10 protein-coding genes and 1 tRNA gene are annotated in these 16,012 nt (G+C 47.0%); 3 read left to right on the forward strand and 8 right to left on the reverse strand.

All coding sequences use genetic code 11. The annotated features are described in order from the left end of the window. Positions 1 to 120: 120 nt before the first annotated feature. From PUN32_RS01500 to PUN32_RS01525, 6 genes are all read right to left on the reverse strand, one after another. Positions 121 to 208, reverse strand: a tRNA-Ser gene (locus PUN32_RS01500). Between the two features lie 226 nt (positions 209 to 434). Next, positions 435 to 3,485, reverse strand: coding sequence for an efflux RND transporter permease subunit (locus PUN32_RS01505; protein WP_274721440.1), 3,051 nt, complete (start codon positions 3,483 to 3,485; stop codon positions 435 to 437). Continuing rightward, positions 3,485 to 4,579: an efflux RND transporter periplasmic adaptor subunit gene (locus tag PUN32_RS01510; protein ID WP_274721441.1), complete on the reverse strand. Its 1,095-nt coding sequence runs from the start codon at positions 4,577 to 4,579 to the stop codon at positions 3,485 to 3,487. Before PUN32_RS01510 ends, PUN32_RS01505 begins: the two co-directional genes overlap by 1 nt. Positions 4,580 to 4,813: 234 nt before the next feature. Then, on the reverse strand, positions 4,814 to 5,428 hold the full coding sequence (locus PUN32_RS01515) for a PqiC family protein (RefSeq protein ID WP_274721442.1): 615 nt from the start codon (positions 5,426 to 5,428) through the stop codon (positions 4,814 to 4,816). A gap of 2 nt (positions 5,429 to 5,430) precedes the next feature. Beyond that, positions 5,431 to 7,053: an intermembrane transport protein PqiB gene (pqiB, locus tag PUN32_RS01520; RefSeq protein ID WP_274721443.1), complete on the reverse strand. Its 1,623-nt coding sequence runs from the start codon at positions 7,051 to 7,053 to the stop codon at positions 5,431 to 5,433. Beyond that, complete coding sequence (locus tag PUN32_RS01525) at positions 7,046 to 8,362, reverse strand: paraquat-inducible protein A (protein ID WP_274721444.1); 1,317 nt, start codon at positions 8,360 to 8,362, stop codon at positions 7,046 to 7,048. Before PUN32_RS01525 ends, pqiB begins: the two co-directional genes overlap by 8 nt. A 189-nt stretch (positions 8,363 to 8,551) precedes the next feature. Between PUN32_RS01525 and PUN32_RS01530 the strand changes: the two genes are divergently transcribed. Beyond that, positions 8,552 to 10,279 carry a mechanosensitive ion channel family protein gene (locus tag PUN32_RS01530; protein WP_274721445.1) on the forward strand — a complete coding sequence of 576 codons (1,728 nt, stop codon included), beginning with the start codon at positions 8,552 to 8,554 and terminating at the stop codon, positions 10,277 to 10,279. An 81-nt stretch (positions 10,280 to 10,360) separates the two neighbouring features. On the opposite strand, the gene PUN32_RS01535 is transcribed toward PUN32_RS01530, so the two are convergent. Further along, positions 10,361 to 11,188 carry a TonB-dependent receptor gene (locus PUN32_RS01535; protein ID WP_274721446.1) on the reverse strand — a complete coding sequence of 276 codons (828 nt, stop codon included), beginning with the start codon at positions 11,186 to 11,188 and terminating at the stop codon, positions 10,361 to 10,363. 219 nt (positions 11,189 to 11,407) lie between these two features. Continuing rightward, a complete protein-coding gene (locus tag PUN32_RS01540) occupies positions 11,408 to 11,716 on the reverse strand; it encodes a DUF1496 domain-containing protein (RefSeq protein ID WP_274721447.1) in 309 nt (102 codons plus the stop codon). 576 nt (positions 11,717 to 12,292) lie between these two features. On the opposite strand from PUN32_RS01540, the gene PUN32_RS01545 reads away from it, so the two are divergent. Both PUN32_RS01545 and fabV read left to right on the forward strand, forming a co-directional pair. Further along, a complete protein-coding gene (locus PUN32_RS01545; protein ID WP_274721448.1) occupies positions 12,293 to 14,548 on the forward strand; it encodes an acyl-CoA dehydrogenase in 2,256 nt (751 codons plus the stop codon). 213 nt (positions 14,549 to 14,761) lie between these two features. Beyond that, entirely contained in the window at positions 14,762 to 15,964 is a 1,203-nt protein-coding gene (gene fabV, locus PUN32_RS01550; RefSeq protein ID WP_274721449.1) for an enoyl-ACP reductase FabV, read from the forward strand. The last annotated feature ends 48 nt before the right edge of the window (positions 15,965 to 16,012 follow it).

The raw sequence follows: 16,012 nt of genomic DNA on the forward strand, positions 1-16,012 counted from the left end.
CATTAAGTGCAAATATCCAGTACCAGCCACACTGTGGAATATCACTGAATCGTAACCATTTGATTATTATGAATTTCAGATAAGAAAAAAGACGCCCTAAGGCGTCTTTTTTCTAGAATGTGGCGGTGAGTGAGAGATTCGAACTCTCGGTACGTTGCCGTACACACACTTTCCAGGCGTGCTCCTTCAGCCACTCGGACAACTCACCGAATCGTTAACCGCTTGGCTAACGAGGCGCTAATTTAATGATTCTATTGTGGATGGTCAAGCACAAAGTCGAAAAAAACTCGCGCATTGAGTCTGTTTGCTTACAAAGTAACTAGAGTGGGTAAAATCATAACAATTGCGTTGGGATTTCTATAATAATAAGGCTCCGTTCGGAGCCTTATTGCTTTGGGGGGTTGGGTTTGGGAAGGTTGAGATTGGCCGCCAGATTAGGCTGTGGTGACTTTCACTCTAAACAGTACCGCATAGAAAAGCGGGATCACGACTAAGGTTAGAATGGTGGCAAACAGCAAACCAAACATAATCGTGACAGCCATACTCTTAAAGAATGGGTCTACCAGCAGCGGAGCCACACCTAAAATAGTGGTGAAGGCTCCGAGTAACACTGGGCGCGCGCGGCTGATCGCAGCATCAATAATCGCGAGGTAGGCGGTTTTGCCGGCGCGAATTTCTACATCGGCTTGGTCAACCAACACAATGGCATTTTTTACCATCATACCGATCAGGCTTAAAAAGCCTAAAATCGCCATAAACTCAAAGGGCGTTTGGAAGGTGATAAGCCCAATCGTGACACCGACCACCGCAAAGGGTGCCGTCATCCAAATTACGAGAGGTTGGCGCAGCGCGTTAAACATAAAGACCACCGCCAGAATCATCGCCGCAAAGCCATACGGAGCCGAAATGACCAAGCCTTGGTTAGCATCTTTTGCGGATTTGTGTTCGCCATACCAAAGTAATTGGTAACCCGCAGGCAATTCAATTTGCTCGATTTTGTCACGGACTTGGTTAAAAGCATCGCTGGTCATGACGCCGGGCGCAGGATCGGCTTGTACCAAGATAGTCGGCATACGGTTGATGCGGCGTAATAGGGCATCTTGATAAACGATATCGACCGAGTCGATCAACTGACTGACCGGAATGTAGCGGCCAGTTTGGGTGCTAAACACAGCGCTATTTTCAATCGATCGCTCATGGTTACGTTCGTTTTCCGGTGCTCGAACAATCAGTGGGATCAAATCATTGCCTTCACGATAGACTCCAACACTGCGTCCATTCAGCGTTTGTGCAATGGCACTGCTGATCTCTTGGGTGGTTAAGCCAAGGCGCTGAGCTTCTTGTGTGGAATAGATTGGCTGCAATACTGGTACTTGCTGACGCCAATCATCTTGTACGGCGATAAGGTTCGGGTCATCGTGCATGATGGTTTTGGCTTGTTCCGCTAATTGGCGCAGTACACGGCTATCAGGGCCTTTGAAACCAGCTTCGATTTTTTTACCGCCACCACGGCCAAGCATGAATTTCCACACCTTGATCGAGGCATCAGGGTATGTGGTGTCCAGCTCAGCTTGCAACTCGGCAACCAGAGGGGCAATTTTGGTGTAGTCATCAATATCAATCAGCAGTTGACCGTAGCTTGGGTTGCCCGGCTCAGGCACATAAGTCAGCATAAAACGTAAACCACCACCACCAATAAAACTAGTGATGTTAGTCACGCCGGCTTTGGGTCGAACGTGTTGCTCAATACTGGCGACGATTTGTTCAGTACGACGAATGTCCGAGCCTTGGGGTAGAGAAATATCGACCACAAACTGAGGACGTTGTGACTCAGGCATAAAGCCGGGAGGAATAAATTGTGCGCCCCATACGGCAGCGATTAGGGTGCCGAATAACAGTAAGCAGCTTAGTGTGCGGTGGCCAAGTACCCATTGCAATACGTGTTTATAGCCGCCAACCAGTGCGGAAGGTTTAGCGTGCTGATGTTGTGCTTTAACTTTTAAAAAATCATGACACAGCATTGGGGTGATTGTGATCGCCAATACCCAGCTTAATAACATCGAATAGAGGATCACCCAAAATAGTGAGCCGGCGTATTCCCCCATATCGGAGGGCGAAAGGCCAATCGCGCTGAAGGCACAAATGCCCACCACAGTGCCGCCAAGCAGTGGCCATTTAGTGGCATTGACCACATCAGAGACGACTTGTGATTTGTCGGCATTCGGCTCTTTTTGCAGGCGTACTAAGATGCCATCGGTAACCACGATCGCATTATCGACTAACATGCCGAGTGCAATGATCAATGCGCCAAGAGAAATACGCTGCATGGCGATGTCATCGATCAGCATGATGCACAGAGTACCGGCGACCGTCAGTAGAAGGACAAAACCGATGATGATCCCAGAGCGAACGCCCATAAACAGCAGTAACACCACAAAGACAATTGCCACCGCCGCGATCAAATTATCAATAAAATTAGCCACCGACGCGCGCACGGAGTCAGACTGCATGGAAATGGTGTGTAACTCCATGCCAAGTGGGCGTTGGCTGTCTAATTCCGCTAGCCGTGTTTTAACCGCATCGCCCATTTCGACCACATTGCCACCTGTGACATTTGAGATCCCTAAACCAACGGCGCGCTGGCCATTGTAGCGCATTAACATTGAGGCAGGTTCGGTGTAGCCACGGGTAAGGTTAGCCACATCGGCCAAACGTACCACTGCATTGTTATTGCCCACAGCGACTTGTAAATTACGCAGATCGGCTAATGAGCTAATATTGGCCGTTGGGATCACCGGAATACGCATCTGCTCGGCATCGACACTGCCCGCTACAGTGACTAAATTCTGTTTTTGTAGCACTTGCAAAACGCGCTCAACCGATAATCCAAATTCGGCCATTCGTTCGCGCGAGATTTCAATGAAAATCGCCTCTTGTTGTTCGGCTAAGGTAGCGGCTTTAGCAACCCCTGGTACTAACACCAATTCTCGGCGTAAACCATCAACATAATCTTGCAGTTGTTTGTCGCTGAAGCCTTCACCCGTCACGGCATAAAACAGCGCGTAGACATCGGCAAAGTCATCATTCACTATTGGCGTGCCGGCTCCGGGCGGTAGTTGACGCTCGGCATCGGTGACTTTGCGGCGTAATTTATCCCACACTTGCTGTAATTGTGCCGCCGATTTAGCAAATTCCAGTTTGATCTCGACCGTCACTTCGGAGCGGCCTTGCATTGACACCGATTTGACCTCTTTGAGCTCTTGTAGGGCCTGTACCGCACCTTCAATCACATCTGTGACTTCATCGGCCACTTCTTGTGCGGTTGCTCCGGGATAAGTGGTGACGATCACCGCTTGGCGGATCACAAACTCAGGATCTTCAAAGCGGCCTAGCTTAAGGTAGCTGATATAGCCGCCGATTAAGGTCAGCGCGATCAAAACCCAAACGCTGGTGCGTTTAGCCATGGTATAACGTGCAATATCCATTATTGAGCTCCGTTATGATCCGTGTATGGTCGAACTGGCATACGGTCGCGCACGCTAGAAACGCCTGCGATAATCACTTGTTCGCCGGGTTGTAAGTGCTGCTTGATCACGACGCGATCTTTATAAATGGTGCCAATGTCCACATAGCGCTGTTCGGCCTGGTTTTGAGCATTGACGACCCAGACAAATTGTTGGCTTTGATTATCTGGTACTAAGGCGGTGATGGGTAAGGTGATCAAGCGGTTTTCATCCTCGGCATCTGTGGCGACGGGAAACACTTTGGCTGACATGCCGGGCATGACTCGTAGCCCGTGTAAATCTTCAAAACCAAGCACCACCGAATAGGTTTGTGAATCGGTATTGGCTTGAGTGGAGTAGGTACGCAATTGAAGAGGGAACTGCTGACCGGGGATGGCGCTTAGCTCGGCGATGGCTCGTGTGTTGCGAACGCCGGACAGCATGACGCGATGCGGGATCTCAATCGCAACTTCTAAATCACTCAGATCTTGTAGGGTCATGATCAGTTGATTCGCTTGTACTTGGGCAAAATTTTCAAGCAACTTTTCACTGATGATGCCAGCAAACGGTGCAGTGATTTGCGTGTATTCTAGTTTGCGCTTGGCTTCTTCCACTCGGTTTCTGGCCAGATCATAACGATTGGTGACATTATCCAACTCGGCTTTAGAAATAGCTTGGGTTTTTTCATAAATCGCTTTAGCGCGGCGGTATTCTTGCTCGGTATTTTTTAGCTCTAATTGAGCCGTCGCCAGTGTGGTTTTCGCATCTCGCGCATCAAGCGTGGCCAACAATTGCCCCTGTTTGACTTGATCGCCTTCTTTTACCTCTATGCTGTTTAAACGACCACTGATCCGAAAGGCGAGATCAGCACGCTTAGCTGCTCTGACGACTCCGTTAAAGGTTAGGTCGGAGGCGCGCTGGCTAGCGACAATTTCGACTAAGGCAGGTTTAACCACAGGGGCTGGCGTGTTGACCGGTGGCGCTTCGCCACAAGCCGTTATCAGTACTGTGGAACAAATGAGTAGACTAAGAACGGTACGTTTGGCGACCATACGGCGGATAACCGGCGGATTCATGGGGTTGTGCTCCTCAATTTTATTATTAGTAAATGGTTTGGGCATACAATCTGCGTGGTCAATCAAGGCCTAGCTTAATGGAGTAACATTTACCTTAGGGTTGTTTGCTGATTATGTTGTAATGAAACCCAGTAACCGTTTGCGCATCATAGGTTGAGTAAAAATAAAAGCTAAACCTGTTAGCCTACTCTGCCAGTCAGTGCACATTTTCTGCGATAGAATACCTTGACCGACTCAATTATTAGGCAAGGATTGTTGTAACAATGTTTGCTTAATCTGAGTGGTGAGTTGCTCTAAGCCTAATGACAGTGCCTCGACTAAGGCGGGATAACCTTCATCGGTTAGTGGTACATCAAACGAGAAATCTTGTCTAAGCAAGCGCACTCCTTGTGGACTCAACAACTCCCAACTGCCGGCTAGCTCGGCATTGCCAGTATAAGCGCCGTTAAATCGCTGGAATTTGACTTGTAGTGTGTGATGTTTTTGTTGAGCATAGTGAGCATTAAACGCTTCCGGCCAATAGCTGACCGGCTGATCTCGACGCAATTGTTCGATAATGCGTTCGGTCAACTGTGGGCTTAAACGTTGTGCCCATTGATGGTATTTGGCTTGAGTCACTTGCGTTGCAGATTGGCGATAAATAATCCCTGCGGTATCTAAATACGGCGCCAATTCGACAGGCTGTACGATGAGTAAAGTCGATGCTAATGCCGTGAATGATGTCGTCGGCGTGACCGGACTGGACGTGAGGTGCTGCGGCAGCAGATAAAAATCTACTTTAGGCTGTGGCTCACTACTGCAGCCTAGCAATGTGATGCTGATTAACATCATCAATAGCCATTGTTTCATGGTTATTTTCCTTGTGCTGGGATAGGGTCTGCGGCGTTATTGTCACCAAAAATCAGCGCATTGGGTTTTTCATTAATGGTGCGTATTACCGGTTTAAATTCGGCCATGACTTGGTTGAGCTGATCTAATGTGGTTTCGAGTTCCCGATAAACGGTCGATTGCGGGCCAAATCCAGCTAAGGTTGTCTCAAGCTGTTTGAGACTGGTGCGGATATCGGCGGGTAAATTTTGCGTGGTGGATTGATTGATCAAGCGTTCCGCAGAAGCCAACAATTTTTCCGAGGTTTTCAAGGTGCTATTGAGTGACTCAAGCGTCTTATCCATCGGTAATCCATTGAGTTTGCGAAGTAAATCGGTGACCTGTTTTTGTACTTCAGCAAAGCCGCCGGGTTTGGTTGGAAACAGTGAGTAGCCATCGAACTCTTTCAATGTCTCCAGTGGCTCTTCAGGAAAATAGTCGGTATCAATATATAGAGCGCCAGTGACTAAGTTGCCGGTTTTTAAGGAGGCTTTGAGTCCTTTACTAAACTCCTGCTGCATATGCGATTTAAGCGTTGGCAGATCGACTTTATTGAAATTATCGTATACACGGCCTAATTCGATGCGTACTAACACAGGGATCCGATTGCTATTAATATCCAGATCCGATTGGCGGGTACGCAGAGGGACTTTACTGACGGTACCGATACGTAAACCACGATATTCGACTGGGGCGGAGGCTTTGAGTCCACGTACTGATTCATCAAACATCATCACAAATTCAATATAATCATCGTACATGTCTTCGTGGATCTGTTTGAGATCATCAAACAGCCGAAACTCAGTCAACTGTTCGGTCACTGGCTGACCGAAATCGTCTTCTTGCAGTAGGCCAAATGTCACGCCACCTTTGAGCAGGCTTTCAATCGAACCTAAGCTGAACTGCAGCCCTTCGGCATTAAGTTGTAGATTAACCCCTGAATTGAGCCAGAAAAAAGAGCCGCTACTGACTAACTTATCGTAAGGGGCAAAGATAAATAGTTGGTATTGTGCGCTTTTACTGGTGACATCAAATTGAGTGGTTTCCACACGTCCCACCGTAAAACCTTCATACATCACCGGATCGCCAACGTTCAATTTTCCTGCTTCTTTATGGGTCAGCACTAAACGTAATCCTTTGGCATCGGGAGGAGCGATGGGGGGTAAATCCATTACGGTGAATTGATCTTGCGCGGCAGTCGATTGGCCGGGTTGCAGTTGAATATAAGCACCGGAAAGTAAGGTATCGAGGCCAGAAACTCCATCTCTGCCAATCCGTGGCTTCACCACCCAAAACAGCGAATCCTCGCGCAGCATACGCTGGGCATCTTTGGTCATTTGTGCGGTGGCGATAATGTGATCGTAACGCTTGCTCAGTTTAATTTCACTGATCACCCCGACATTGACATTGAGCGCCTTAATTTGAGTTTTGCCCACTTCAAGCCCATCGGCCGTGGGGAGGATTAAGGTGACTTTGGGGCCAGTACTGTTGACGTACTGAAACAGCATCCACATGCCCATTGCTAGAGCCAGAATTGGGATAATCCAAATCGCAGATAACTGCTTTTGTGACGTAATTTCAGCGTGAGTTTGGCGTTGGTCACTCATAGAAAGCCTTCTTAGTGCATTTGGGTTGATGAGGGGCAGGCTGCTGCCATAATATTTTTGAATCAAAAATCATCGCGGACAGCATAGTTAAGATCACGACGGCTGCAAAAGAGAGCGCAGCAGGACCGGGATAGATCGCCATTAAATTATTCAGTTGTACTAAAGCCACTAAAATCGCCACCACGAAGATATCGATCATTGACCAGCGGCCGATCAGCTCAGTGACACGGTACACCTTCAAGCGTTTTAAATTCTGGTGTTCAGGAAAAATATTAAGCTGACCCGCTTGCCAATATAGCCATCCCAAAGCGAACATCTTGGCGATGGGAATAAAAATACTGGCGATGAAAATCACCATTGCAATCGGATAAGAGCCGAGCTGCCATAGTAAAATCACGCCTTGCATAATGGTTGAACCTTCTGATTTACCTAGGCTAACCGTGTACATCATTGGATAAAGATTGGCCGGAATGTAAAAAATCACCGCAGCCAATAGCAATGCCCAAGCATATTGTAGATTGAGCTGTGGATGATAAGCGTGTAGCCGACTGCCACAGCGTACACAGCGTGGTTTTTTTGCGCTGGTCAGCGGATTAATTTGCTGACAACAATGGCAATTAGTGTGGTTATCGCTGCAATGGGTCTCTCCTGCCTGAACATTATGAGTTGGTTGCGCCGCAATAAAATGTTGCCATAGCCAGTAACGGTCAATCAGAGAGACGGTTTTGACCAGCAAAACGGAAAATAGACAAAATGCCCAAAAAGAGTTGCCCATTGCCACCTCTGCCAGTGAAGCGATTTTGATCAGACTCACCAGTACCCCAATCAAAAACACATCGACCATTAACCAAGGCTGAACTTTAAATAGCAACCTGCACCCATACGTTGCGATTTTCACTTCGCGCTTAGAGAGTGAGCGGCGCTGAGTTTGTGCCGCTTGGTAATACACGGTGAGGATAAGTAGTAGATATAGGGCTGGCAGTAAGATGACGGTGGTAAAAAGTAGCAGTGCCAAGAGGATATTCTGATATTCACCGAGCATTTTTGCGGCATTCAACAGGGTAATTTCTTGGGTTAGCCCCTGAATGCTAAACGACAGGAAAGGAAACATCAGACTGAGTGCTAGCAATGAGAGACAACTTAACGCCAACGCAATGACCGTTTGATAGGGATGCTTATGGCTTTGAGTCAGTGGGTGATGGCAACGTGGGCAGCGAGCGATTTGTCCTTGAGCTAAGCTTGGTAGACGCGTAACGAGTCCACATTCATCACAACTAATCAAGTTATGCTGGTTTTTGTCCGTAGTCATAGGTGCCATTGGTCGCTAATATGCCGTGAAACAATTCTACATGCTTGATAATAAAGTGATAGCTGAAGATAGCGAGTTTAGCTACTACGTATTTTGATTCTGCGTTGGGTGATGAATGATCACTATCAAATGAAAGAGTGATGATCCGGTGATGTCTAGCGTGACCAAGATTTTAAGAGGAAAGTAATAATGATAGAAAAAATCGGCGCTAAGGTGTTGCCGCATTTGGGATGGGCTGCTTGTTTGTTGCTTCTAGCAACCCAAGTCTGGGCCAATAACCCACCTGAAGTGGGATCTTTTGCTGAGGCAAATAATGTGGTTGTGGAAACGCCTATTTCTGAACTCGAGCACGACATTGATCAGACTAAGCGCTATATCAATGAACTTTCGGTAACGCTCAACCAAGCGACCGGTGATGTGCGTGATGCATTACAACTGCAAATGTTTCAGAAAAATGCTGAGCTAAGAAAGAGTTTGGCTAAAGCCGTGGCCGAACAAAAGGTAGCCAAACCGAAGCTGATTGAGTTGGTCAATACCCAGCAGAGCTATACTGAAGAGGCGACACGCTATATTTCAAAACGGCTTAATTCGCTAACCAGTAATTTTGACAAGGCGTCACATGAAGAAAAACTATCTTACATTGCGACCTATCGTGATTTACACCAATACCTTGATGCGACCTACCATTCCAGTTTGGAAAATATGCATTGGCTAAGTCAATTGGGTATCAATACTCGCGAGATTACAGAGACGTTAACAGAGCGAGTTAATCAGCGTTTGCGCTTGCTATCCGCCTCGTTGGAGTACCTAAACCAGCAAATTAGCGTGATTGATAGCCAGATCAAATCCAGTCCCGAATCGGAAAAAGCCAACTTACAATTGACGTTGCTCTTTACTCAGCAACGGTTAGATATTGTCACTAAAAGCTTGCGCTCAGTCGTCGAGATTGCCGATAGCCTAGCAATGGAAACCGCCGATTATAAGCGGCAAATTTTTCAAGTGACAGGCAGTATTACTCAAGATGTATTGAATACTCAGGTAATGGTGTCTATCGTTCGTCATTGGTGGAATGCCGGGCTAAATTGGCTAACCAGTGATGCGGTACAGCATCTGTTTCAGTTAGTGATCTTCTTATTAATTGTTTTGGTCGCCAAAGGGGCGGCGCAAATCACACGTAGCATTGTACGTTTTGTGGTTAGTTCGAAAAATATCCATTTCTCCCATCTTATGCAGGACTTTTTTGTTTCGATGTCTGGCAAAGCGGTTTGGGTGATTGGCATCCTGGTTGGGCTATCGCAGTTGGGTTTAAACCTTACACCAGTATTAACTGGTTTTGGGATTGCTGGGGTCATTATGGGTTTTGCTTTGCAAGATACCTTATCCAACTTTGCTGCGGGCATGATGTTATTGATCTACCGTCCGTTTGATGTGGGGGATTTTGTTAATGCGGGTGGAGTTGACGGTAAAGTAAGTCACATGAGTTTAGTCAATACCACGATCCGAACTTTTGATAACCAGATCATCATAGTGCCGAACAGCAAAATTTGGGGTAATGTAATTAAAAATGTCACTCATGAAAAAATTCGCCGGGTAGATATGGTGTTTGGGATCGGCTATAGCGACGATTTGCTCAAAGCGGAAGCTGTACTCACCGATATTGTTAAATCACACCCTGCGGTTTTACGTTCTCCTGAACCGAATATCAAGGTGCATACGCTCAACACATCTTCAATTGATTTTATTGTGCGCCCTTGGGTAAAAACCGAAGACTATTGGGATGTTTACTGGGATGTGACTAAGCAAGTCAAATTGCGCTTTGATCAAGAAGGTATTTCGATTCCGTTTCCACAACAAGATGTGCATTTACATCTGGTTGATCAGCCCTCTGTGGTGCTAGAGAACCGGCCAATGGTTTAACCTGCAATAGACCTAGCCGCCAATAACGGCTAGGTTTACTGACCGTATAATGATGTGGTTAATGTGCACATCACTTTAGGATTAAAAACGTCGATCGAGAGAGAAAAACAGGCTTTGGCGATCACCAAAGCCAAACTCTCCGAGTAGATACCAACTGTCATTGATTTGATACTGCATACCGATAAGGGGATTCCACGGGGTTTTTAGACGCTGTTTGACTTCAAAGCCGGCATCTTTGGGGAGTAATCCGGTCAGTTGGCTAGGCAAGCCGAGATCGGCCAGTGAGCCATGGAGTGTTTGCTCTACATCTTGATACATAGCGCCAGCCCAAATCCGGAGCGGTTGCCCATGCTGATTAAAATCGTAGCCAATGCGCGGTGATATCACTAGCGCATCAATACTGCCATCAATCACGGTCAAGCGGCTTTGGGTCAAGCTAGCGTCGACCAACGCAAACCAGTTCTGATAGCCACCCACCAGCACCACACCAAATCCGGTGGTGTAACCATCAAGCTCCAAACGAAAGTCTTTGATCGGGACAGGAAATTTATTACCCAAATTAAGAGTAACATCGGTGGTCGAGTAGCCATCTAACTTACCGACTAAGCCATACAAATTGAGAAAGGGAAACAGCCACACATCGGCACGTAAGGTCAGTACTTCGGTATATTGGTGGCCAGGTTCTGCGTTTAATGTCAGTGGTAAACCTGCGAGCCCTTGGATAGCAATTGAATCTACATTGATCCCTTGCTCCATGGTCATATAGCTTAGGCTAAAACCGATGGGTTTGGGTAATTCATAGCCCAACGCTTGTGCTTGATCTTTCCAAATCGGTAACGAAAATGTTTCTGCATGAGCGGTATAGGAGAGGGTCAGCAGGGCGAATATTAGTAAGTTAGGTAATTTCATGCAGTGGGCTCAGCGGTGTTATCCCGCGCTATCGGTAACCAAGTTGTCGGGGACTTCCAGCAAAAACGCGTGGAATAAACGAAGAAACATGCCTAATCAGTAGGCTGACAACCATAGTTTCTGATCCGTGAAGGCCATCGGAGGCGGATGATACTCTGAGATGCGCTGCAAAGTAAATCGATAAGCTTACCGTTCAAGCATGAGTAAGGCTTTCGCACATTAGGGATGGATAAGTTTAGATTTTGGTATTGGATTTAGTGGTTGGTTGAACGGCAACCACTGTAGTGCTCCATGGGTTTCAAACTCATGAGCTGGCTGACAAGAAAGATATATCTCACCAATTAAAATTACCGCACCTAGTGAATAGGCCTGATCTTGGTAATAGCAGAGGCGCTGAACGGTATTGGTGCCGATCACAATCGGGAGTGGCGTGGCCGGTTGAGTAGGTGGTAGTCGAATCGGTTGCGGAGCGGCGGCTAACGCGACACTGTAACATAGTGTAATCAGGGCTCCGATAGTGCTACGCATTTGGCCTCCTATGACGATTATCTCTTGCTTGTGCTTGTGCTTGTGCTTGGCTCGGCGATAGAGTTGAGCCACCAGTAAACCGCCTTGAGACTGATAAAGCAAGCCACAGATTGATCATCACTGGCAGTATTTCATTTGAAAGCGATAGAGTTTATTGACTTGATCAAGCTAATAATTATCCATCACATAAAAAAAACGCCCAAAACAAACTGGTTTTGGGCGTACACAAGTATAGGAGTTAATAAAAAGGAAAAAGCAGCGTAATGGGTGACAGTCAGTCGAGATACAAGTTTGACGGCCAGTAAAACTCTCAAAGCTCTGTCAATCACCTTTATTCAGACTGGGGGTTTGCTAAAGAGTTCCGAGTGTTTGCAAAAAAATAGAAATTTTTTTGCGGCACAATTCAATGCGCATTCACCTCTACGCTTACCAACGGTAAGCTAGTGATTGAACTATGGATCCCATTCTTGGTTGTCAGAGTTGCCGTACGCTAAGTCGTCAACAATAATCAAGTATAACCAGGTGCGATTAATCACCCACCATAACAATATCACTGGTGAACAAAAGGATCTGAAGATGAGTTCTCTACGCAGAAAATGGATTAGTGACCCCGTTTTTAAACTCTTTAAACAAGTGTTGCCTCCGCTGTCTCCCACAGAGAAAGAAGCGATGGAAGCGGGCAGTGTATGGTGGGATGGTGAGTTATTTTCTGGTAAACCCGATTTTACTAAGCTACATCATTATCCTAAGCCCACCTTGTCTAGCGCAGAACAAGCTTTCATTAACCGAGAGTTGGAAACTTTGCTTGGGATGCTGGATGATTATCAAATCGTCAAACAAGATCGTGATTTACCCCAAGAGGTATGGGATTACCTACGCCAACAGCGATTTTTTTCTTTGAATATATCCAAACAGTATGGTGGACGCCAGTTCTCGGCACTGGCTAACTCGACCATCGTCGCACGGATTGCGACTCGCAGTGTCAGTGCCGCTGTGACGGTTATGGTGCCTAATTCATTGGGTCCTGCCGAACTGTTGTCTCACTATGGTACTCAAGCTCAAAAGGATTACTGGTTGCCGCGTTTAGCCGATGGCCGTGATATTCCTTGCTTCGCCCTGACTGGGCCAGAGGCGGGATCGGACGCGGGCAGCATTCCCGATCAAGGAGTGGTCTGTTATGGCGAGTATGAAGGTCAACAAGTGCTTGGGATCCGGCTGAACTGGAATAAACGCTACATTACGCTAGCGCCGGTCGCCACGGTGCTCGGACTCGCCTTTAAACTGTATGATCCTGACCATTTACTCGGCACGCAATCCGAGATTGGCATCAGTTGCGCGCTGATCCCTGCGACTCATCCCGGCGTTGAAATGGGCGAGCGTCATGATCCATTGGGCTTAGCTTTTATGAATGGTCCCACCCGTGGCCATGACGTGTTTATCCCGATCGATTGGCTAATTGGTGGTGCAGAATACGCGGGCAAAGGCTGGCGGATGCTGGTGGAATGCCTTTCGGCTGGACGAGGGATTTCATTGCCGGCATTAGGTGCGGCGATTGGTCATTTGACGGCGCGCACTACCGGTGCTTATGGCTATGTTCGTAAGCAGTTTGGCATGTCGATCGGTAAGTTTGAAGGCGTGGCCGAAGCGATGGGGCGTATTGGTGGCTTAACCTATTTGCTGGAAGCCACTCGTACGTTAACTACCACGGCACTGGATCTGAAAGAAAAACCTGGGGTGATCACGGCGATTGCCAAATACCACATGACTGAAATCGCGCGTACGATTTTAAATGATGCGATGGATATCCATTCAGGGCGTGCGATTCAAACTGGGCCGATGAACTATCTTGCCACCCATTATTTAGGCGTGCCGGTAGCCATTACCGTAGAAGGGGCAAATATTTTAACCCGTAATCTGATGATTTTTGGGCAAGGTGCAACCCGTTGTCACCCTTATGTGCTTAAGGAGATGGCGGCAGAAGCCAACCCAGATCAGCCACAAGGGGCACAGGAATTTGATCAACTGTTGTTTAAACATATTGCTCATGCGACCAAAAATAGTTTTGGGGCACTGTTTGCTGCGTTGACAGGATCGCGGTTTATTCACGTTCAGTTGAGTGGTGCTACGCAGGATTACTATCGACAGATGACTCGTTTAAGCCGCGCACTCGCGGTGAGTGCTGATATGGCGATGTTAACACTAGGCGGTGAGCTAAAGCGTAAAGAACTCATTTCTGCCCGTTTTGGCGATGCGTTAAGTTATCTGTATATGGGCTCAGCGGTATTGAAAAAATACGAAGATGAAGGTCGTCACCAGACAGATCTCGATTATGTGCATTATGCGATGCAATACTGTTTGTACCACGCAGCCAAAGCGCTCAATCAAGCGTATCGCAATTATCCTATTTCAGGTATTGGCTTATTGCTCAAAGGGCTATTGTTCCCACTTGGCAATCACTTTGCGCCACCGAGTGATGAATTAGCGTTGAAGATTGCCGACAGCTTAATGACGCCGGGAGCGCATCGTGATCGCCTCACCCAACTTTGTTATATCGGTCAGAGTGACAATGATAGTATCGGATTGATTGAAAACGCGTTTTTAGCCATGTATAGCATTAAAGGCTTAGAGCGTAAGCTACAACACGCGGTGAAACAGGGCAAAGTCGATCGTAAGGGGCAATTGGTCGATCGCTTAGCGCAAGCGCAACAAGCGGCAATCTTAACGGCTGATGAAGTGGCGTCGATTGTCGCTGCCGAAAAATTACGCAGTCGTGCGATTCAGGTTGACCATTTCAGCCATGATTTTTCGCAAGTGCATACCCGCCAAGGTTAAGTTCAAACGTGTGAATTTTGCAAATCATAAAGTATTTAGGGCTTCTGCACAGAAGCCCTCATTATTTTTAACAGTGAATAGAGTGAGATTAATCGAAAATTTGCGCTATTGAGTGATCCAACCACTGACCATTTTCGGCGAAATGAAGAGAAATTAGATGCGATTTGTGTCTGAACCTTTTATTCTAACGACGATTTTTTAAGGAAGTTGAATATGATCATCAAACCTAAAATTCGTGGATTCATCTGTACAACAACCCATCCGGTCGGTTGTGAAGCGAACGTAAAACAACAAATTGCCTACACTCAAGCACAAGGCCCGATCACTAATGCGCCGAAGCGTGTGTTAGTGGTGGGTTCATCAAGCGGCTATGGTCTCTCATCACGTATTACTGCAGCATTTGCTGGTGGTGCAGCGACCATAGGGGTGTTCTTTGAAAAGCCAGGTACCGACAAAAAGCCAGGTACCGCGGGTTTCTACAATGCTGCGGCATTTGACAAATTAGCCCATGAAGCCGGTCTGTACGCGAAAAGCCTCAACGGTGATGCTTTCTCAAACCAAGCCAAACAAAAAGCGATTGAGCTGATTAAACAAGATCTCGGTCAAATTGATTTGGTGGTTTACTCACTGGCTTCACCAGTACGTAAAATGCCAGAAAGTGGTGAATTAATCCGCTCTGCACTGAAACCGATTGGTGAAACTTATACCTCGACTGCGGTTGATACTAATAAAGATGTTATCATCGAAGCGAGTGTGGAGCCTGCGACTGAGCAGGAGATTGCCGATACCGTGACAGTGATGGGTGGTCAAGATTGGGAACTGTGGATCCAAGCGTTAGATCAAGCTGGTGTGCTGGCTGAAGGCTGTAAAACTGTAGCTTACAGCTACATCGGTACCGAGTTGACTTGGCCAATCTATTGGGATGGTGCGCTTGGCCGTGCCAAGATGGATTTAGACCGCGCCGCGAGTGCCCTCAACCAACAGTTGGCAAGCAAAGGCGGTAGCGCCAATGTGGCCGTGCTGAAATCGGTGGTGACACAAGCCAGCTCAGCCATTCCTGTGATGCCACTGTATATTGCTATGGTGTTCAAGAAAATGCGTGAGCAGGGCGTACACGAAGGCTGCATAGAGCAGATCTATCGTATGTTTAGCCAACGTTTATACAAACCAGATGGCTCGGCCGCTGAAGTGGATGAAGACAATCGTCTGCGTTTGGATGATTGGGAATTGCGTGATGATATTCAGCAGCATTGTCGTGAGTTGTGGCCACAAATTACCACTGAAAACCTGCGTCAGTTGACCGATTACGACATGTACAAAGAAGAGTTCATCAAGCTATTTGGTTTTGGCATTGAAGGCATCGATTACGATGCAGATGTTAATCCAGAGGTTGAATTCGCGGTCATTGATCTCTGATCAAACGCTGTTTATTACAAACTGTATTTACTGCAAACTATGTTTATT

Origin of the sequence: Vibrio chanodichtyis (assembly GCF_028863985.1) — a bacterium.
In the GTDB taxonomy this organism is placed as follows: Bacteria; Pseudomonadota; Gammaproteobacteria; order Enterobacterales; family Vibrionaceae; genus Vibrio; species Vibrio chanodichtyis.